At 72.3% G+C, this 19,301-nt stretch carries 19 protein-coding genes; 11 read left to right on the top strand and 8 right to left on the bottom strand.

Annotated features, from left to right (window positions below):
- Window positions 1-43: 43 nt before the first annotated feature.
- On the top strand, window positions 44-580 hold the full coding sequence (locus tag NH2_RS00455; protein ID WP_067646409.1) for a histidine phosphatase family protein: 537 nt from the start codon (window positions 44-46) through the stop codon (window positions 578-580).
- A gap of 19 nt (window positions 581-599) precedes the next feature.
- Here the strand turns inward: NH2_RS00455 and amaB are convergent, their stop codons facing one another.
- Window positions 600-2,153 carry an L-piperidine-6-carboxylate dehydrogenase gene (gene amaB, locus NH2_RS00450; protein WP_084505103.1) on the bottom strand — a complete coding sequence of 518 codons (1,554 nt, stop codon included), beginning with the start codon at window positions 2,151-2,153 and terminating at the stop codon, window positions 600-602.
- 93 nt (window positions 2,154-2,246) lie between these two features.
- On the opposite strand from amaB, the gene NH2_RS00445 reads away from it, so the two are divergent.
- Together NH2_RS00445 and lat are read left to right on the top strand one after the other, a co-directional pair.
- Entirely contained in the window at window positions 2,247-2,699 is a 453-nt protein-coding gene (locus NH2_RS00445) for an Lrp/AsnC family transcriptional regulator (RefSeq protein ID WP_067646402.1), read from the top strand.
- Between the two features lie 63 nt (window positions 2,700-2,762).
- Window positions 2,763-4,076: an L-lysine 6-transaminase gene (lat, locus tag NH2_RS00440; protein WP_067646399.1), complete on the top strand. Its 1,314-nt coding sequence runs from the start codon at window positions 2,763-2,765 to the stop codon at window positions 4,074-4,076.
- Window positions 4,077-4,191: 115 nt separating this feature from the next.
- Here lat and NH2_RS00435 read toward each other — a convergent pair whose 3' ends face one another.
- Window positions 4,192-4,530 (bottom strand): hypothetical protein, encoded by a 339-nt coding sequence (locus NH2_RS00435; RefSeq protein ID WP_067646396.1) that lies wholly within the window; start codon window positions 4,528-4,530, stop codon window positions 4,192-4,194.
- 221 nt (window positions 4,531-4,751) lie between these two features.
- Between NH2_RS00435 and NH2_RS00430 the strand changes: the two genes are divergently transcribed.
- Entirely contained in the window at window positions 4,752-6,686 is a 1,935-nt protein-coding gene (locus tag NH2_RS00430) for a serine/threonine-protein kinase (protein WP_067646393.1), read from the top strand.
- 82 nt (window positions 6,687-6,768) lie between these two features.
- Here the strand turns inward: NH2_RS00430 and NH2_RS00425 are convergent, their stop codons facing one another.
- Both NH2_RS00425 and NH2_RS00420 read right to left on the bottom strand, forming a co-directional pair.
- On the bottom strand, window positions 6,769-8,565 hold the full coding sequence (locus NH2_RS00425; RefSeq protein WP_067646390.1) for an acetyl/propionyl/methylcrotonyl-CoA carboxylase subunit alpha: 1,797 nt from the start codon (window positions 8,563-8,565) through the stop codon (window positions 6,769-6,771).
- Between the two features lie 272 nt (window positions 8,566-8,837).
- Entirely contained in the window at window positions 8,838-9,749 is a 912-nt protein-coding gene (locus tag NH2_RS00420; RefSeq protein WP_067647554.1) for a sulfurtransferase, read from the bottom strand.
- A gap of 161 nt (window positions 9,750-9,910) precedes the next feature.
- Between NH2_RS00420 and NH2_RS00415 the strand changes: the two genes are divergently transcribed.
- Window positions 9,911-10,720: a helix-turn-helix transcriptional regulator gene (locus tag NH2_RS00415; protein ID WP_067646388.1), complete on the top strand. Its 810-nt coding sequence runs from the start codon at window positions 9,911-9,913 to the stop codon at window positions 10,718-10,720.
- Here the strand turns inward: NH2_RS00415 and NH2_RS00410 are convergent.
- The 3 genes from NH2_RS00410 to NH2_RS00400 form a co-directional block, all read right to left on the bottom strand.
- Window positions 10,646-11,278, bottom strand: coding sequence for a Maf family protein (locus NH2_RS00410; RefSeq protein ID WP_067646385.1), 633 nt, complete (start codon window positions 11,276-11,278; stop codon window positions 10,646-10,648). The two genes, NH2_RS00415 and NH2_RS00410, sit on opposite strands and share 75 nt — an antisense overlap.
- Window positions 11,279-11,280: 2 nt before the next feature.
- Window positions 11,281-11,610 carry an acyl-CoA carboxylase subunit epsilon gene (locus NH2_RS00405; RefSeq protein ID WP_067646383.1) on the bottom strand — a complete coding sequence of 110 codons (330 nt, stop codon included), beginning with the start codon at window positions 11,608-11,610 and terminating at the stop codon, window positions 11,281-11,283.
- Between the two features lie 160 nt (window positions 11,611-11,770).
- On the bottom strand, window positions 11,771-13,411 hold the full coding sequence (locus NH2_RS00400) for an acyl-CoA carboxylase subunit beta (RefSeq protein WP_067646380.1): 1,641 nt from the start codon (window positions 13,409-13,411) through the stop codon (window positions 11,771-11,773).
- A gap of 170 nt (window positions 13,412-13,581) precedes the next feature.
- Here NH2_RS00400 and NH2_RS00395 point away from each other — a divergent pair, with 170 nt between their 5' ends.
- The 4 genes from NH2_RS00395 (at window position 13,582) to NH2_RS00380 (ending at window position 16,969) form a co-directional block, all read left to right on the top strand.
- Window positions 13,582-14,367: a biotin--[acetyl-CoA-carboxylase] ligase gene (locus tag NH2_RS00395; protein ID WP_157103542.1), complete on the top strand. Its 786-nt coding sequence runs from the start codon at window positions 13,582-13,584 to the stop codon at window positions 14,365-14,367.
- Window positions 14,368-14,429: 62 nt separating this feature from the next.
- Window positions 14,430-14,951: a PH domain-containing protein gene (locus tag NH2_RS00390; RefSeq protein WP_067646377.1), complete on the top strand. Its 522-nt coding sequence runs from the start codon at window positions 14,430-14,432 to the stop codon at window positions 14,949-14,951.
- A gap of 28 nt (window positions 14,952-14,979) precedes the next feature.
- Window positions 14,980-15,657, top strand: coding sequence for a response regulator transcription factor (locus NH2_RS00385; protein ID WP_067646374.1), 678 nt, complete (start codon window positions 14,980-14,982; stop codon window positions 15,655-15,657).
- Window position 15,658: 1 nt separating this feature from the next.
- Window positions 15,659-16,969 (top strand): sensor histidine kinase, encoded by a 1,311-nt coding sequence (locus NH2_RS00380; RefSeq protein WP_067646371.1) that lies wholly within the window; start codon window positions 15,659-15,661, stop codon window positions 16,967-16,969.
- Between the two features lie 3 nt (window positions 16,970-16,972).
- Here the strand turns inward: NH2_RS00380 and NH2_RS00375 are convergent, their stop codons facing one another.
- Entirely contained in the window at window positions 16,973-17,536 is a 564-nt protein-coding gene (locus tag NH2_RS00375) for a GtrA family protein (protein ID WP_067647548.1), read from the bottom strand.
- 46 nt (window positions 17,537-17,582) lie between these two features.
- On the opposite strand from NH2_RS00375, the gene NH2_RS00370 reads away from it, so the two are divergent.
- On the top strand, window positions 17,583-18,803 hold the full coding sequence (locus NH2_RS00370) for a 5-(carboxyamino)imidazole ribonucleotide synthase (protein WP_067646368.1): 1,221 nt from the start codon (window positions 17,583-17,585) through the stop codon (window positions 18,801-18,803).
- Entirely contained in the window at window positions 18,796-19,296 is a 501-nt protein-coding gene (purE, locus tag NH2_RS00365; protein WP_067646365.1) for a 5-(carboxyamino)imidazole ribonucleotide mutase, read from the top strand. The genes NH2_RS00370 and purE overlap by 8 nt, the downstream gene beginning before the upstream one ends.
- The last annotated feature ends 5 nt before the right edge of the window (window positions 19,297-19,301 follow it).

Below are 19,301 nucleotides of genomic sequence, written 5' to 3'. Positions count from 1 at the left end.
CCAGTGTGCACCGGGGTACCGACAGGGTGGTTAACCTGCCGGTATGGCGGGGATGGTGCGGCTCGATCTGGTGAGCCACGGGATCACCGGGGCATTGCGGGCGGGGCTGTTCCCGGACGACGAGCCGCTGGTCGATTCCTGGGCCGCCGAGCCGATCGCGCGCCCGCCCGCGGTGGTGCTCAGCGGGCCGGAGCGGCGGACCCGGCAGACCGCCCGGCTGCTCGGTGTACGGGCCGAGGTCGATCCGGCGCTGCGGGATCTGGACGCCGGGGAGTGGCGGGGGCTGGACATGGGCGAGCTGCCGCCCGAGCAGCTGCACGCCTGGCTCACCGACCCGGCCTTCGACGGGCACGGGGGTGAATCGGTGGTCGCGGTGCTCGCGCGGGTCGGGGAGTGGATGCGCGGTGTCGCCGCGGCCGGGGAGCCGGTGCTCGCGGTGACGCACCCCGCTGTGGTGCGCGCGGCCGTCGCGGTCGCGCTTGCCGCGCCGCCTCCCGCGTTCTGGCGGGTGGACGTTCCGCCCGGCTCCCGCACCCGGCTGCACTTCCGGGGCGCGTGGACCCTGCGCCTCCCGGTGTGATCCGCCCCGGCGCGAGCCGTCACTCGAAGCGAATCCCCTGCGCCAGCGGCAACTCCGCGGAGTAGTTCACCGTATTGGTGGCCCGCCGCATGTACGCCTTCCAGGAGTCCGACCCGGACTCCCGCCCGCCCCCGGTCTGCTTCTCCCCGCCGAAGGCGCCGCCGATCTCCGCCCCGGAGGTGCCGATATTGACATTGGCGATCCCGCAGTCCGACCCGTCGGCGGCCAGGAACCGCTCCGCCTCGCGCTGGTCGCCGGTGAAGATCGCCGACGAGAGTCCCTGCGGCACCGCGTTGTGCAGCTCGATGGCGGTGTCCAGGTCGTCGTAGGTGAGCACGTAGAGGATCGGCGCGAAGGTCTCCTCCCGGACGATGGCGGTCTGCGCGGGCATCCGCACCACCGCGGGCCGCACGTAGTAGGCATCCGGCCCGAAGCCGTCCACCCGGGTGCCGCCGCAGACGATCTCGCCCCCGTCGGCCACCGCGCGCTCCAGCGCCGCCGTCATGGCGCGGTACCCGCGCTCGTGGATCAGCGGCCCGACCAGCACGCCGGGCTCGGCGGGGTCACCGACCCGCAGCTGCTCGTAGGCGGCCGCCAGCCTGCCGACCAGCTCGTCCGCGATCGAGCGGTGCGCGATCAGCCTGCGCAGCGAGGTGCAGCGCTGCCCGGCGGTGCCCGCCGCCGCGAAGACGATGCCGCGCACCGCGAGCTCGAGATCGGCCGACGGGGTGACCACGGCGGCATTGTTGCCGCCCAGCTCCAGCAGGCAGCGGCCGAACCGCGCGGCCACCCGCGGCGCGACCGCCCTCCCCATCGGCACCGATCCGGTGGCGCTGAGCAGCGCGACCCTGGCATCGTCCACCAGCACCGCGCCGTTCTCCGCGCCGCCGAGCACCAGCTGGTGCACCTCGGGATCCGCGCCGACCTCGGCGGCGGCCCGGCGCAGCAGGGTGTGGCAGGCGAGCGCGGTGAGCGGGGTCAGCTCGGAGGGCTTCCAGACCACGGTGTCGCCGCAGACCAGCGCGAGCGCGGTATTCCATGCCCACACCGCGACCGGGAAGTTGAACGCCGAGATCACCCCGACCACCCCGAGCGGATGCCAGGTCTCCATCAGCCGGTGCCCCGGCCGCTCCGACGGCATGGTGCGCCCGTACAGCTGCCGGGAGAGCCCGACCGCGAATTCGCAGACGTCGATCATCTCCTGCACCTCGCCGACCGCCTCCGCCGGAATCTTCCCTGCCTCCAGCGTGACCAGCCCGCCCAGCTCCTCCCGGTGGGTCACCAGAAGTTCGCCGAGCCGCCGCACCACGGCCGCGCGCACCGGCGCGGGCACCGTGCGCCAGCTCCGGAAGGCGTGTGCGGCGCGCTCGATCGCGGCCTCGGTCTCGGCGGGCGAATCGGTGCGCACGCCGAACAGCACGGCGCCGGTGATCGGGGTGCGGGCGCCGAGCTCACCCGGCTCCGGCGCGGGCACGCCGAGCGCGGCGAGCAGGCCGAGCGCGCGGGCGGCGATCGGATCGGTGGTGACGGTATTTGTCACGGGGTCCTCCCTGGAGAGCGGGAATGCGAACATCGTTGGGTCCGAACGCGATGCGGCCGGTGCGGCGGGCCTGCCCGACCGGAACTTCGGCGCACCTGCGCGGTTCCGCTGGGTTAGCCTTCGGTGATGGCGGATTCACCTGCACGACCCGTTCTCGACGACATCGATCGTCTGCTGATCCGTGAGCTGATGGCCGACGGACGGGCCACGCTGTCGAATCTCGCGGAGAAGGCCAGCCTCTCGGTCTCGGCGGTGCAGTCGCGGGTGCGCAGGCTGGAGGCGCGCGGCGTGATCCGCGGGTACACCGCCAAGGTCGATCCGGAGGCGCTCGGGCAGCTCCTCTCCGCATTCGTCGCCATCACCCCTCTCGATCCATCGCAGCCGGACGACGCGCCCGCGCTGCTGCAGAGCATCCCCGGAATCGAGGCATGCCACTCGGTTGCCGGCGACGAGAGCTACGTCCTCACCGTCCGGGTGGCCTCGCCGCGGCACCTGGAGCAGTTGTTGCAGGAGATCCGGGCGACGGCCAATGTTCGCACCCGGAGCACCATCATTCTGCAGACATTCTATGACAAGTAGGCTTGCGCAGTAATTAATACTGATCTGTGTGGAGATTCCGCAAATTTTCCTTACAGTTGAGGGGTGACCCTCGAACTCGAACGCCCCGGCATCGCTCCGGCCGACGTCCGCGAGCTGCTCGCGGGCAGCATCCTCGCCGATGGCTTCGACCTCGTGCTCGACCTGCGGCGCTCCGCGGGTAGGCGGCTCGTCGACGAACGGGACGGCACCGCCTACCTGGACATGTTCGGCTTCTTCGCCTCCAGCGCGCTCGGCATGAACCACCCCGCGCTCGCCGCCGACCCGGACTTCCGCGCCGAACTGCTTGCGGCGGCGCTGAACAAGCCGAGCAACTCCGACATCTACACCGTCGCCATGGCCCGCTTCGTGCAGACCTTCGTCCGGGTGCTCGGCGACCCGCGGCTGCCGCACCTGTTCTTCGTCGACGGCGGCGCGCTGGCGGTGGAGAACGCGCTGAAGACCGCCTTCGACTGGAAGAGCAGGCACAACGAGGCGCAGGGGCGCGCCGCCCCCGGCTCGCGGGTGCTGCACCTGACCGGCGCCTTCCACGGCCGCTCCGGCTACACGCTCTCGCTCACCAATACCGATCCGGTGAAGACCGAACGCTTCCCCAAGTTCGACTGGCCGCGCATCGAGGCGCCGTACCTGCGTACCGGCCGCGATGTGCGGGCCGCCGAGGAGCGGGCGCTGGCCGCCGCGCGGCGCGCCTTCACGGAGTACCCGCACGACATCGCCTGCTTCCTCGCCGAGCCCATCCAGGGCGAGGGCGGGGACCGGCACTTCCGCCCCGAATTCCTGCTGGCCGTGCAGGAGCTGTGCCGGGAGCACGATGCCCTGTTCGTGCTGGACGAGGTGCAGACCGGGGTGGGGATCACCGGAAGCACCTGGGCGTACCAGCAATTGGGGTTGACGCCGGATGTGGTGGCGTTCGGGAAGAAGACCCAGGTCTGCGGGATCATGGCAGGCGGGCGGGTTACCGAGGTGCCGGAGAACGTGTTTCGGGTCGGCTCGCGGCTGAACTCCACGTGGGGCGGGAACCTCGCGGACATGGTGCGGGCGCGGCGGATTCTCGAGGTGATCGAGTCGGAGGGGCTGGTCGAGCGGGCCGGGGTTGTCGGGGCGCATCTGCTCGATCGGCTGCGCGGATTGGTTCCGCTGGTGAGCGAGCCGCGCGGGCGCGGGCTGTTCTGCGCGGTCGACCTGCGCTCCGGGGAGTTCCGGGACGAGGTGGTGCGGGTGCTGCGCGAGCGCGAGCACGTGCTGGTACTCGGGACCGGGGAGCGCGGGATTCGCTTCCGTGCGCCGCTCACCGTGACCGTGGCGGAGCTGGACGAGGCCGTTGACGCGCTGGGACGGGTGCTGGTGCAGCTGGGCTGAAAGGGTGGCCGAGCGGTTCGGCGCGTGGACCGGAGCCCGAAGCTGAGCGGGTGCCGATCGCGGGAGCGGCGGGTGCCTGTCGAGTGGGGCGCCTCGGCGACGTGCGCCGTCCTCCTCAGCGCACCCGCAGGTCCAGTGCGCCCTCGGTGAAGCGGGTGACCGCGGCCCTGGCGGTGGCCAGCGCCTCCTCGAAGCCCGGCCGCGCCCAGCCCGCCACCACGGCGGTTCCGTCCGCGGCGGGTGTCACCCCGATCTCGGCGACCAGCTCGGCGGTCGTCGGCTCGCACACCGCCCAGGAGAGGTGGGTGCCGTCGGCCCACTGCGCGGCGCGATCGCTCACATGCGCGGGGTCGGTGACGCCGCCCGCGCGCAGGGCCGGGCGGTCATCGATCCGGTCGTCGGCGCGGAGCGCGCGCAGGTACCAGGAGCCCGCGTTGATCTCGACGGGTTCCATCAGCGCGTGCCGTGCCGGGGCGGGGTTCGCATGGGGCAAGGGTAGGGGGTCGGCCGGGTCACAGGAATCGGCACTGGGCGGCGCGCCGGTCCGGGGTTACGCTGCGTTCGGGGGTGGGGATCGGATTCCCGAGCTCCGATGCCGCCTTTCGACGGCGACGGGAGGTACGTGATGGGACCCGTGCGAGCGGGCTGCGACCGGCTGCCCGGCGGGCACCGCTGATGGCGGCCGCGCGCTTCGGCCGCTACCGGCTGGACCGGCTGCTCGGCAGCGGCGGCATGGGCCAGGTCTGGCTCGCGCACGACACCGAGGCGGGCAGGCGCTGCGCGCTGAAGCTGCTCTCCGCCGAACTCACCGCCGACGAGACCTACCGGCGCCGCTTCGAGCGCGAGGCGCGGGTGATCGCCGGGCTGGACAGCCCGCACATCGTGCCCATCCACTCGCACGGTGCCGTCGACGGGCGGCTCTTCATCGAGATGGCGTATGTCGACGGCACCGATCTGGGCGCCAGGCTGGCGTCCGGGGGGCCGCTGCCGGCCGGGGTCGCCGTCGCGGTGATCGCGCAGGTGGCGCGGGCGCTCGACTGCGCGCACGCGGCCGGGCTGGTGCACCGGGATGTCAAGCCATCCAATATCGTCGTGCGGCCCGACGGGTTCGCGGTGCTCATCGACTTCGGGATCGCGCACGGGGTCGGGCACACCCAGATGACCACCGCCGGGATGGCGATCGGCACCTGGGCGTACATGGCGCCGGAGCGGTTCTCCGGGCACGCCGACGCCCGCGCGGATGTGTACGCGCTGGCCTGCGTGTTCTACGAGTGCCTCACCGGGAAGCGGCCGTTCGGGGACACCGATCCGGCGCGGCAGATGCACGGGCACCTGATGACGGTGCCGCCGAGCGTCGCCGAGGTGCCCGGGGTGCCCGCGGAGTTCGACGCGGTGCTCGCGCGCGGGCTGGCGAAGGAGCCGGGCGACCGGTATCCCTCGGCCGGGGAGTTCGCCGCCGCGGCACTGCGGTTGCTGCCCGGTTCGGGCGGGCCGATGCCCACGCTGTCCATGCCCGTTCCCGGGCCGGAGCCGACGCTGGTCGCCACGCGGTACGAGACCGGGCACGCCGGAGTTGCGGTCGGCGGTGTCCGGGCGGGTTCGGCCGGTGGTGCAGGGCAGGCCGGAGTCGTGGGTGCGGCGGCCGCTGTCGCCGCACGCCCCCGGGTGGCGCCGCGCAGTGCCGCACCCGTACCGCCCAGTGCCGCACCCGTGCCGCGCGGTGCCGCCGCACCCGCGCCGCGCAGTGCGGCACCCGCGCCGCCGCGGCCGGTGCCCGCTGTCGTGCCTCGGCCCGCCGCGGCCGGATACCCGGTGCCCGGCCGCGCGGTAGCCCACGCAGGCAGCCGCCCCGCCCCGGCGCCGGACCGCAAGTGGTACCTGCGCCGCCCGGCGCCGGGCGCGACGCGCCCACCGGCGGCACCCGCCACCCGGGCACGCCCCTTTCAGGACTACGCCCGCTCGTTCCGCCCGGCCGGCTGGAACGCGGTGCGGCCCCGCCGCCCGGCGCACGGCCCGGTCTGGCCATCCCGCGGCGGCGGCGCCCCGGCGTACCCGGCACCCCCGGCCAGGGCCCCGCGCCGCAGGCGCAAGCGCGGCGGCCTGCTGCGCCGCCTGATCCTGGCGACCATCGTGATCGTCGTCGCCCCGTTCGCGGTCGCCGCGGGCTGCCTGGCACTGATCGCCGCCGGTACCCCGGACGATGCCGAGCGCACCCCGCCCGCGGTGCAGGAGTCGCTCGGCCCGGCCCGGGACGGCAAGTTCGAGTTCCTGGTCACGAAGGTGGAGTCCGGGGTGGCGCGGATCGGGCTGGAGACGGCCTCCGGCGCGTACACCGTGGTCCGCATGGACGTCCGCAATATCTCGGACGAGCCCAAGTGGTACACCCCGTTCGGGCAGAAGCTGATCGACAGCACCGGGCAGGCGCACGACCAGGACGCCACCGCCACCGCCTGGCACAGCACCCAGCAGGGGTACGGCCACTCCTTCGAGCTGGCGCCCGCCGCCTCCGGCTCCACCATCCTGGTCTTCGACCTGCCCGACGGCACCGCCCCCGCCTACCTGGAGCTGCACGACTTCGCGTTCTCCGGCGGCGTCACCGTCGGGCTCTGAGACCAGGCATCGACGCGCGCGAGGGCGGCGTGCACGGCGCGCCGCCCTCCGGGGCCGGGGGCCGAAGCCCCCGGCCTTACTCCTACTTGATCTCCGCCAGCACAGTGCCCTGGGTAATGGCAGCCCCGGCCGCGACAGCGAGCCCGGTCACCACCCCCGCCTTGTGCGCATTGACCGGATTCTCCATCTTCATCGCCTCGAGCACGGCGATCAGATCCCCGGCCTCGACCGACTGCCCCTCCTCGACCGCGACCTTCACCACGGTCCCCTGCATGGGCGCGGTCACCGCGTCACCGGAGGCGGCGCCGCCCCCGGCCCCGCCCCGCTTGCGCGGCTTGGGCTTCTTGCGGATGACGCCGTTACCGCCGGCGGGAGTGCCGCCACCGCCGATGGAGAAGCTCCCGGGCAGCGAGACCTCGACCCGGCGCCCGCCGACCTCGACGACCACCTTCTGCCGCGGCTCCTCCTCGTCCTCCTCGGCGGGGGCGCCGGGGGTGTAGGGCTCGACGGTGTTGTTCCACTCGTTCTCGATCCACTTGGTGTAGACGTCGAACGAGGTGCCGTCGCCGATGAAGGCGGGGTCGTCGATCACCGCGCGGTGGAACGGGATGACCGTGGCCAGCCCCTCGACCTGGTATTCGGCCAGCGCCCGGCGGGCCCGCTCCAGCGCCTGGGTGCGGTTCTCGCCGGTGACGATGAGCTTGGCCAGCATCGAGTCGAACTGGCCGCCGATCACGCTGCCCGCCACCACGCCGGAGTCGACGCGCACGCCGGGGCCGGTGGGCTCGCGGTACACCGCGACCGGGCCGGGGGCGGGCAGGAAGCCGCGCCCGGCGTCCTCGCCGTTGATCCGGAACTCGATGGCGTGGCCGCGCGGGGTCGGGTCCTCGGTGATCTCCAGCGCGTCGCCGTTGGCGATGCGGAACTGCTGGCGCACCAGGTCGATGCCCGCGGTCTCCTCGGTGACCGGGTGCTCCACCTGCAGGCGGGTGTTCACCTCGAGGAAGGAGACGGTCTCGCCCTGCACCAGGTACTCCACGGTGCCTGCGCCGTAGTACCCGGCCTCCCTGCAGATCCGCTTGGCGGACTCGTGGATCTCCGCGCGCACGGCGTCCGAGAGGAACGGCGCCGGGGCCTCCTCGACCAGCTTCTGGAAGCGGCGCTGCAGCGAGCAGTCGCGGGTGCCCGCGACCACGACATTGCCGTGCGTGTCCGCGATGACCTGCGCCTCGACGTGCCGCGCCTTGTCCAGGTACTGCTCGACGAAGCACTCGCCGCGGCCGAAGGCGGCAATCGCCTCGCGGGTCGCCGACTCGAACAGCTCGGGAATCTCCTCGATGGTGTGCGCGACCTTCATGCCGCGCCCGCCGCCGCCGTACGCGGCCTTGATGGCCACCGGCACGCCGTGCTTCTGCGCGAACTCCACGACCTCGTCGGCGTTCTTGACCGGGTCCTTGGTGCCCGCCGCCATCGGCGCGTTGGCGCGCTCGGCGATGTGCCGCGCGGTGACCTTGTCGCCGAGGTCGCGGATGGACTGCGGCGAGGGGCCGATCCAGATCAGCCCGGCGTCGAGGACGGCCTGGGCGAAGTCGGCGTTCTCCGAGAGGAAGCCGTAGCCGGGGTGGATGGCGTCGGCGCCGGAGCGGGCCGCCGCGTCCAGGATCTTGTCGAACACCAGGTACGACTCGGCCGAGGTCTGGCCACCGAGGGCGAAGGCCTCGTCGGCGAGCTTCACGAAGGGCGCGTCGGCGTCGGGTTCCGCGTAGACAGCGACGCTGCCGAGGCCGGCATCCTTGGCCGCCCGGATAACGCGCACCGCGATCTCGCCTCGATTGGCGACGAGTACCTTCGAGATCCGCGCGCTGGCATGGCTGGGCACTGAGCCTCCTGTGTGCATTCTTCTGGTCGCTTCGCGGGGTAGGGTTCTTTTCGCTCCCGTGGGTCGCAACCTACGTTCTCGGGCGAGTGTAGGCAGTGTGCCAACACGGGCGGAACCCGGCCAGCCCTACTGGACGGTAGGCCGCAGATCACAATCTCCCCGCTTTCCCCGCGCGGACCGCCGTTCGTGCACGCGACGGGCTTTCGAGTGCCATCGGCCGAGGTCGGAAAGGTCTCTGGATTATCGCTGGGCGCTGGCCGGAAGGGTATGCGTCAGCGGCGATTACGGCGGGCTCCGGCGAGCGGGGCAGCCCCTGGCTCGGCACCGCGTGCCACCGGCATCCGGACCGCGCTGCCCCACTCCAGCCAGGAGCCGTCGTAGTTGCGCACCGTGCGGACGCCGAGCAGCTTCGCCAGCACGAACCAGGTGTGCCCGGCGCGCTCGCCGACCCTGCTGTACACCACCACGTCGTCGGCGCCCGCCACCGCGGCGTAGGCGCGGTCCAGCTCCGCGCGCGGCCGGAAGCGGCCGTCGAGGCCGATCGCGTCGGTCCACGGGATGTTCACCGCGGTGGGGATGTGGCCGCCGCGCGGCGCGGTCTCCCGCGAGCGGTCCGGCTCGTGCGGGTCCTCGCCCGCGTACTCGGCGGGCGAGCGCACGTCGAGCAGGGGCAGCCCGAGGTGGCGAAGCACGTCGTCGCGGAAGGCGCGGGCGGTGCCGTCGTCGCGCTCCACCGCCGGGTAGCCGACGGCGGGAATGATCGGGGCGTCGAAGGTGGTGTCCCTGGCCTCGGAGATCCAGCTGTCCCGGCCGCCGTCGAGCAGCCGGACGTCGGGGTGGCCGAAGAGCCCGAAGAGCCAGGCGGTGTGCGCGGCCGGCGCGTTGCCGCGGTCGCCGTACAGCACCACGGTGTCGTCCCGCGCGATGCCCTTGGCGCGCATGAGCTCGGTGAACCGGGCGCCGTCGAGGTAGTCGCGGCTCCGTTCGTCGCCGAGCTCGGCGCGCCCGTCGATCTTGACCGCGCCCGGGATGTGCCCGATGTCGTAGAGCTGCGGGTCCTCGTTCACCTCGACGATCCGCAGGCCGCGCGCCCCGAGGTTTGCCGACAGCCATTCAGTGGTTACCAAGTGTTTCGGGTGTGCGAACGAAGCGAAGGCCGGGTTCGGGTCCGGGGCGAGTGGCACGATCTGTTCCCTCCACACTCGATCGAGAAGTGGTAACGGTGAGGTGGTCGCGCGCGGTGAAACCCGTGTGGGTCGGTGAACTCGTTTCAGATCACGATCGGATGAATGGTGATTTCGCCGCACCCCCATCCGATAAAGTCTCCCGGGAGGAGGGGTGAGCTATGTCCGATTCTTGGCCGCGGCGGCGACTGCTCGCGATCCTACGTGGCGCGGAGGAGCCCCTCGACGCCCAGGAGCTGGCCCGGATCACCGGCCAGCACGTAACCACGGTTCGTTTCCACCTGGATGTGCTCACCCGGGAGTCCCTGGTCCGGCAGTTCCAGCAGCCGCCGCGCGGCCGCGGCAGGCCGCGGATCGGCTACTCCGCGGTACAGCGATCGGTGGGCTACCAGGATCTCGCGCAGGCGCTCGCCGATCAGCTCGGCCCTGACCGCAGGGCCCGCACCGAGGCCGGGATCGCGGCCGGCCGCGCCTGGGGCGCCAAGCTGGACGCCGGCGAGGAGCGGGTGGAGACGCTGGACGGCGCCAAGGACCTCTCCATGACGCTCTCCTCGGAGCTCGGCTTCGCGCCGGAGCGCGACCCCGGCGCCGACACCGCGGAGCAGGTGCAGATCCGGCTCACCGCCTGCCCGCTGCGCGAGCTCGCGCGCACGCACTCCGATGTGGTGTGCGGCGTGCACGTCGGGCTGCTGCAGGAGGTGCTCGACCGCGGCGGCGCGCGCGACCGGGTGAAGGTGCGGATGCGGCCGTTCGTCGAGCCGGAGCTCTGCCTGGCCCGGCTGGAGCTGGTGCGCGGCCGCCCGGAGCCGAGCGCGCGCTCGGAGGAGCCGCGCGAGGTGCCGACGCTGCCCATCGTGGACAGCCCCGTCGTGGCCGAGCCGCTGATCGCCCCGCCCTCAGCCGGGCGGATCCCCCCACAGCTGCGCAATGGAGAGACCGACGTCGTGAAGGAGTCGGCGAAGCAGTGGTAGCCCGATCCCGATGACGCTGGAGGGATCGCCCTCCAGCCGCTCCACGAACCAGCCGCCGCGGCCGTCCAGGGTGAAGGCCCCGGCCACCTGCAGCGGCTCGCCGGTGGCGATATAGGCATCCAGGTCGGCCGGGTCGGGGTCGGCGAAGTGCACCGTCGTGGTGCTGCAGTCGACCGCCGACGCGGTGACCGCGCCGTCGATCAGCCGCAGCACGCAGTGCCCGGTGAGCAGGTCGGCGCTGCGCCCCGCCACCGCCTTCCAGCGCTCGCGGGCCACCTCGGGGGCGTACGGCTTGCCCTGCAGCTCACCGTCGACCAGCAGCATGGAATCGCAGCCGACCACGACGCAATCCGCGGGCAGCTCGCCCGCTGCCACGATGGCGTTCGCCTTGGCCTCGGCCAGCTTCTCCACCACCGTGCTCGGCGCGGAGTCCGGCGGCAGCGCGGCGGCCACCGCGTCCTCGTCCACATCGGAGATCCGGACGACCGGCTCGATGCCCGCGGCGCGAAGCACCGCCCGGCGGGCTGGTGACGCCGAGGCCAGGACCAGAACGGGCACGGTCAGTCGCGGCCGTACGCCAGCGCCGGGAAGGCGTAGGGCGAGAACGGCGCGGCGCCGCGGTGCAGCAGGGCGGGCCTGCCCCACCGGTCGAGCGGCCCCTGCTCGCCCGGCGCGGCCGCACCGGCGGCCGCGGCCGCGGTGAAGACGCAGACCAGCGCGGCGATATCGGCGTCCGAGGGGTTGCCGCGCTCGACCCGGATCAGCGGGGCGGTGCTCGCCTCGGCCGCGGCGGGCTCAACGCTCGCCGCCTCGGCATCGTCGGTGATCGAACCGGCCGTGAGGTCCAGTTCGACGGCGGACAACACCTCGTCTTCTGCCACGGTCGTCACAGTGCAGATCCTCTCTCTACCTCGGGCGGGTGCACCCTTCCTGGGCATACCCGGCCGAGCGCCGGCGGCACCGGCGAATGTGAAGGCAGCTGCCTCCGCATCCACCAGTGTGCGGTCTCATCGTTACCAGTGTGCGCGGCCTACGAAGGGTATCGCGCGATCAGAGCGGGATGTTGCCGTGCTTCTTGGGCGGCAGGCTGACCATCTTGCGCTCCAGCAGCCGCAGCGCGGAGACGATCTGGCCGCGGGTGTGCGAGGGCGGGATGACCGCGTCCACGTAGCCGCGCTCGGCCGCCACGTACGGATTCACGAGCGTGTCCTCGTACTCGTTCTGCAGCTCAATCCGCAGCGCATCGACGTCGGCGCCCTCCTTCGCGGCGTCCTGGAGCTTCTTCCGGTAGACGAAGCCGATCGCGCCGGAGGCGCCCATGACGGCGATCTGCGCGGTCGGCCAGGCCAGGTTCACATCGGCGCCGAGGTGCTTGGAGCCCATGACGTCGTAGGCGCCGCCGTAGGCCTTGCGGGTGATGATGGTGATCTTCCCCACAGTGGCCTCGCCGTAGGCGTAGAGCAGTTTGGCGCCGCGCCGGATGATGCCGTTGTACTCCTGGCCGGTGCCGGGCAGGAAGCCGGGGACGTCGACCAGGGTGATGATCGGGACGTTGAAGGCGTCGCAGGTGCGGACGAAGCGCGCCGCCTTCTCCGAGGCGTCGATGTCGAGGCAGCCGGCGAACTGGGTGGGCTGGTTGGCGACGATGCCGACGCTGCGGCCGTCGACCCGGCCGAAGCCGACGATGATGTTCATCGCGCGCTCGGCCTGCACCTCGAGGAACTCGTCGTCGTCGAGCAGGCGGCGGATGACCTCGTGCATGTCGTACGGCTGGTTCGGCGAGTCCGGGATCAGGGTGTCGAGCTCCAGATCCTCCTCGGTGAGCGACTCCTCGATGGCGCCGGTCACCGGGTCGGTCGCGGGGAAGCGCGGTGCCTCGGCGCGGTTGTTGCTCGGCAGGTAGGAGAGCAGGTCCTTGACGTAGTCCAGCGCGTCCTGCTCGCCGGAGGCGACGTAGTGCGCGACACCGGACTTCACCATGTGCGTGTGCGCGCCGCCCAGATCCTCCATGGTGACGTCCTCGCCGGTGACCGTCTTGATGACGTCGGGGCCGGTGACGAACATCTGGCTGGTCTGATCGACCATGACCACGAAGTCGGTGAGCGCGGGGGAGTAGACGTGCCCGCCCGCGGCCGGGCCCATGATCAGCGAGATCTGCGGGATCACGCCGGAGGCCTGGATATTGCGGTGGAAGATCTCGCCGTAGAGGCCGAGCGAGACGACGCCCTCCTGGATGCGCGCGCCCGCGCCCTCGTTGATGCCGACCAGGGGGCGGCCGGTCTTCAGCGCGAGATCCATGACCTTGACGATCTTCTCGCCGTACACCTCGCCGAGGCTGCCGCCGAAGACGGTGACGTCCTGGCTGAAGATGCAGACGTCGCGGCCGTCGATGGTGCCGTAGCCGGTGACGACGCCGTCGCCGAGCGGGCGGTTCTTGTCCAGCCCGAAGTTCACGCTCCGGTGCCTGGCCAGGGCGTCGAGCTCGACGAACGAGCCCTCGTCCAGCAGCGCGAGGATGCGCTCGCGGGCCGTCATCTTGCCCTTGGCGTGCACCTTGTCCACGGCGGCCTCGCCCACCGGGTGCTTGGCCTCGTCCAGCCGGTTGCGCAGGTCAGCGAGCTTCCCGGCGGTGGTGTGGATATCGGGTTCGCCCGCCGATCCGGATGCGGGCTGCTGCTGGACACTCGTCATGGGTTCGGAGTGTAACCAGTGCCACCGGTACCGGGTAACACCTCCTCCGCTACTCATCGGTAGAAAAGCCCTGGTCGCCGTCGGATTTCTGGAGTTGTCCACAGCTGGCGCAAGGGGTCTGCCCACCCCGGAATCGCAGGTAGCGGGGTGCGGCCGAGTAGCCTGCCGCTGTGCAGCGGACACCCCTTGACGCCGAGCGGCTGCGCCGCGAACTCACGCCCCCCTTCACCCGGCTGGATGTGGTCGAGACCACCGGCTCGACCAATGCCGACCTGATCGCGCGGGCCGTCGCCGAGCCGGGCGCCGACCGGCAGGTGCTGCTCGCGGAGCTGCAGGAGAGCGGCCGCGGCAGGCACGCGCGGGCGTGGAGCAGCCCGCCGCGCACCCAGATCTCGGTCTCGGTCCTGGTCCGGCTCGACGGGGTGAACCCCGAGGTGCTCGGCTGGCTGCCGTTGCTCACCGGGATCGCCGTGGTGGACGCCGTGCGCACCGCGGCCGGGGTGCCCGCTGAGCTCAAGTGGCCGAACGACGTGCTGGTCGGGGGACGCAAGCTGGCAGGCATCCTGGCCGAGGTGGCCGTCGCGGGTCCCGACCCGGCGGTGGTGGTCGGCGTCGGGCTCAATGCCGAGCTCACCGCGGACGAGCTGCCGGTGCCGCACGCGACCTCGCTGGTGCTGGAGGGCGCCACCGTCGACCGCACCACCATGGCCGCCGCGCTGCTCACCGCCTTCGCCGCGCGCTGCACGGCCTGGCGGGACTCGGCATGGGACACCGCCGCGCTGGCCGCCGCCTACCGTGAGCGCTGCGGCACCCTCGGCGCCCGGGTGCGCGCCGAGCTGCCCGGTGGCCGGGCGCTGGTCGGGATCGCCACCGACATCGATGCGGCGGGCAGGCTGCTGGTCGGCTCCGAGGCGGTCTCCGCGGGCGACGTCACGCACCTGCGCCCCGACGCCTGACGGCGGCGATCGGCGAATCGCGCTGCGGCCGTTCCGTCCCCGGCGCGCGGTACTCTGCCGCCATGGGTTATCCGGAGGACGTGCTGGCCCCCGACGAGCACCTGCTGCTGCATCGCCACCCGCACTGGAAGATGTTGTTCTGGCCGATCGTCATCCTGGTGGCCGGTACCGCGCTCGCCGGGTTCGGCGGCGGCGTGATCTCCCGCAATGTCACCGACGAGACGGTGAGCCTCGGCTTGCTCGCGGTGGTGCTGGTGGTGTGGGTGGTGCTGCTCGCCTGGCGCGTGATCGGCCCGATCATCAGCTGGAAGTCCACGCACTTCATCGTCACCGACCGGCGGGTGCTGGTGCGGCAGGGCGTGCTCACGCACTCCGGCATCGATATCCCCATGAGCCGGATCTCCAGCGTGCAGTTCCGGCACGGCCTCTTCGACCGGCTGCTCGGCACCGGCACCCTGATCATCGGCTCCTCCTCCGACGAGCCGCTGGAGTACGACGACATCCCGGCGGTGCAGCAGGTGCACTCGCTCCTCTACCACCAGGTCTTCGAGGTGGAGCACCGGCACGAGCGCTGGGACAACTGAGCCGGGCCCGCGCCCGTAATCTGGGCGCATGACGGCGGTACTGCTCGGAGAGGACGACGAGGCGATCGCGGCGCCGCTCTCGCGCGCACTCGGCCGCGAGGGCTACACGGTGACCGTGGAGAGCTTCGGCCCCGCGGTGCTGCGCCGTGCCCTCGAGGGCGGCCACGACCTGCTCATCCTCGACCTCGGGCTGCCCGGCATGGACGGGCTCGAGGTGTGCAGGCAGGTGCGGGCCAGCGGTGCCGAGCTGGCGGTGCTCATGCTCACCGCGCGCACCGACGAGGTGGACTTCGTGGTCGGGCTGGACGCGGGCGCCGACGACTACGTCGGCAAGCCGTTCCGGCTGGCCGAGCTGCTCGCCAGGGTGCGCGCGCTGCTGCGCCGCAGCGGCCTCGGCGACGACGCGGTGGAGGTCGGCGGCATCCGGCTGGAGCCGGCCGCGCGCCGGGTGCTGGTGAACGGCGTCGAGGTCGGGCTGGCGAACAAGGAGTACGAGCTGCTCAAGGTGCTGATCGACCGGGCGGGGCAGGTGGTGGCGCGGGAGACCATCCTGCGCGAGGTCTGGGGCGATGCCGAGCTGCGCGGCTCCAAGACGCTCGACATGCACATGTCCTGGCTGCGCCGGAAGATCGGCGACGAGGGGCCGATGGCCGAGCGCCGGATCGTCACCGTGCGCGGTGTCGGCTTCCGGCTGAACACCGACTGACGTGCGGCGCCGCATCCTGCGCTCGATGCTCACCGTGCTGACGCTCACCACGGTGGTGCTCGGGTTGCCGCTGGTCTACACCGCGTGGCTGTGGGTGGAGGACATCACCCGCAACGACCTGCGCGACCGGCTGGACCGGATGGCGACCGAGATCATCGCGCAGGAGCAGGAGTCCGGGATCGTCCCCGGCGAGCTGGATACCAGGGCGGTGGGGACGCTGGTGCCGGACGGCGGCAAGCTCACCATCGTCTACCCGGCCCCGCTGGACAGCGCCGTTCGCATGGACATCGGGGTGGACCGGGTGAACGACCCGCTGGTCGAGTCGCTCTCCATGGGCGAGCGCGGCTCGTTGCGGCTGGAGGTGCCGTCCGGGCCCATGCACTCCATCCAGCGGCAGGCGGTCGGCGCGGTGGCGCTGGCGGTCCTGGCCTCGCTGACCGCGGCGGTGACGGTCGCGGTGGTCACCGCGCGCCGGGTCGCCGACCCGCTCAGCGATGTCGCCGCGCGCGCCGCCCGGCTGGCCGAGGGCGATTTCCGGCCGGACAACCGGCGGCACGGCATCGCCGAGCTGGACCGGGTCTCCGACGTGCTGGACGCCGCCACCGTGGAGATCGCCCGGCGGCTGCAGCGCGAGCACGCGCTGGTAGCCGATGTCTCGCACCAGCTGCGCAGCCGGCTCACCGCGGTCCGGCTGCGGCTGGACGAGCTCTCGGTGCACGCCGACCCGGACGTGGTGCAGGAGGCCGAGGCGGCGATGGCCCAGGTGGACCGGCTCACCGGCGCCATCGACGACCTGGTCCGCGCCTCCAGGGACGACGACGCCGCCGACCGCGACCCGGTGCCGGTGATGGACGAGCTGCGCGGCGTGATCGCGGAGTGGGCACACCCGTTCCGGGATGCGGGGCGGCTGCTCACGCTGCTCGGCGACGAATCGCTGCGCGCCCCGATCACCGGCTCCCGGCTGCGCGAGGCGCTGGCGGTGCTGCTGGACAACGCGCTCAACCACGGCGACGGCACCTGCACCGTCTCGGTGCGGCTGGTGCACGGCGGCAGGGCCAGGGTGCCGCTGGTCTGCGTGGAGGTGGCCGATCAGGGCGACGGGGTCAGCGACGAGCTGGCGCCGCACATCTTCGACCGCGGCTTCTCCGGGGCGGGCTCGACCGGGGTCGGGCTGGCGCTGGCGCGGGCGCTGGTCGAGGCCGACGGCGGCCGGCTGGAATTGCAGCGCAGGCGCCCGGCGCTGTTCGCGCTCTTTCTCGGCGCGCCGACGCCGAATCGGGTCCCCGCCGGGGCAGGCGCGGAACCGCGCTGACGGTCAGGGGCGCACCGTCGGCGGCTCGGTGCTGCCCAGATTCTCGACCTCGATGAGCTCCTCCAGCTCCTCGATGATCACGTCCACTTCGTCCGGGAAAACCCAGCGCCGCATCGCCCAGAAGCGGAACGCCATCTGCAGCAGATTGCCGATCAGGAACGCGCTCACGAAGTCGGCGATGTTCTCGGTGGCGAAGCTCACGTCCGGCTGGCGCAGATGGAAGACGTAGCTGGAAATCCACAGCGGAATATTGCTCAGCGCCACCCCGACGCCGCTGACCGCGAAGAACAGCAGCGCCTCGTGGTGCTTCTCCCGCCCGCCGCGGTTCTTGAACGACCACTCCCGATTGAGAATGTAGGAGGCGATCACCGCGATCACGCCGGAAATGATCTTCGCCGTCACCGGCTTCTCCGCGAGCACCGTCCACTTCAGCAGGTAGAAAATGCCGCTGTCGATCACGAAGGTGGTGGCGCCGACGATCGCGAACTTGATCAGCTCACGGTTACGGAGCGCCAGCTCCCGTGCGGTGGGCGGGAGTGCGCGGACCACGTCGTCGACGATAGACACAAGGCCCGAGTGTAGCGCCGGGTCGCGCGCGCCGATTTCGCGCTCCATGACAACATTGTCCGACGTGAGCGCACGTTCCTTCGATCCAGCGGCGATGCCGACCGTCACCATGGTCGGTGGCGGGCAACTCGCGCGGATGACGCACCAGGCCGCGATCGCCCTCGGGCAGCGGCTGCGGGTACTGGCCGAGCGGGCGGACGACCCGGCCGCACAGGTCAGTCCGGACGTGGTCTTCGGCAGCCATGCCGACCCGGTTGCGCTGCGCAGGGCCGCGGTCGGGTCGCACGCGCTGACCTTCGACCACGAGCACGTGCCGACCGAGCACCTGGAGGCGCTGGTCGCCGAGGGCGTCAATGTGCAGCCGCCGCCCGCGGCGCTGCGCTACGCCCAGGACAAGCTGGCCATGCGGACCAAGCTCGCCGAGCTCGGACTGCCGGTGCCCGCCTTCACCGCGGTGGCGACGGCGGCCGACGCCGAGCGGTTCGGGGACGAGCACGGCTGGCCGGTGGTGCTGAAGGCGATCCGCGGCGGTTACGACGGCCGCGGGGTCTGGATGCCCGCCGAAGCCGACGAGGCGCGCACCGTCGTCGGGGAGCAGCGGGCCCGCGGGGTGCCGCTGCTGGCCGAGGCCAGGGTGGCGTGGGTGCGCGAGCTCTCCGCCATGGTGGCCCGCTCGCCGTTCGGGCAGGCCGCCACCTGGCCGGTGGTGGAGACGGTGCAGCGCAACGGGCAGTGCGCGGTGGTGCTCGCGCCCGCGCCGGGGTTGTCCGAGGAGCTCGCCGCCAGGGCCGAGACGCTGGCGCTGCACCTGGCCGCCGAGCTCGGCGTGGTCGGCGTGATGGCGGTCGAGCTGTTCGAGACCGCCGACGGCGAACTGCTGGTGAACGAGCTCGCCATGCGCCCGCACAACAGCGGGCACTGGGGCATGGACGGCGCCCGCACCGGCCAGTTCGAGCAGCACCTGCGCGCCGTGCTCGACTACCCGCTCGGCGACACCACCCCGCTCGCGCCGGTCACCGTGATGGCGAACATCCTCGGTGCGCCCGCGGCGCCCGCCATGGCGATGGACGAGCGGCTGCACCATCTCTTCGCCCGGCTCCCGGAGGCCAAGGTGCACCTCTACGGCAAGGGCGAGCGGCCGGATCGCAAGATCGGCCACGTGAACATCCTCGGCGACGACGTCGCCGTGGTGCGGGAGCAGGCGGAGCGGGCGGCGCACTGGATGTCGCACGCGGTATGGACCGACGGATGGGATCCGCATGAGTGAACCGCAGGTCGGCCTGATCATGGGCAGCGACTCGGACTGGCCGGTCATGGAGGCCGCCGCCGAGGCGCTCGCCGAGTTCGGCATCCGCTTCGAGGTGGGCGTGGTCTCCGCGCACCGCACCCCGCAGCGCATGCTCGACTACGCCGGTTCCGCGGCCGAGCGCGGAATCAAGGTGATCATCGCGGGCGCGGGCGGTGCCGCCCACCTGCCCGGCATGGTCGCCTCCGCCACCCCGCTCCCGGTGATCGGCGTCCCGGTGCCGCTGAAGTACCTCGACGGCATGGACTCCCTGCTCTCCATCGTGCAGATGCCTGCGGGCGTCCCGGTCGCCACCGTCTCCATCGGCGGCGCCCGCAATGCCGGGCTGCTCGCCGCCCGCATCCTCGGCGCCGCCGATCCGGCCCTGCGCGCCCGCATGGAGACCTTCCAGGCGAATCTCGAGAAACTCGTCCTCGGCAAGGACGAAGCGCTGCGCGCCAAGCTGCTCGGCTGAGCTTC

The sequence above is a fragment of the Nocardia harenae NBRC 108248 genome, from assembly GCF_001612885.1.
Lineage (GTDB): Bacteria > Actinomycetota > Actinomycetes > Mycobacteriales > Mycobacteriaceae > Nocardia > Nocardia harenae.
Note: the sequence above shows the minus strand (reverse complement) of the source record. Positions and strands in the feature narration are given on the sequence as shown.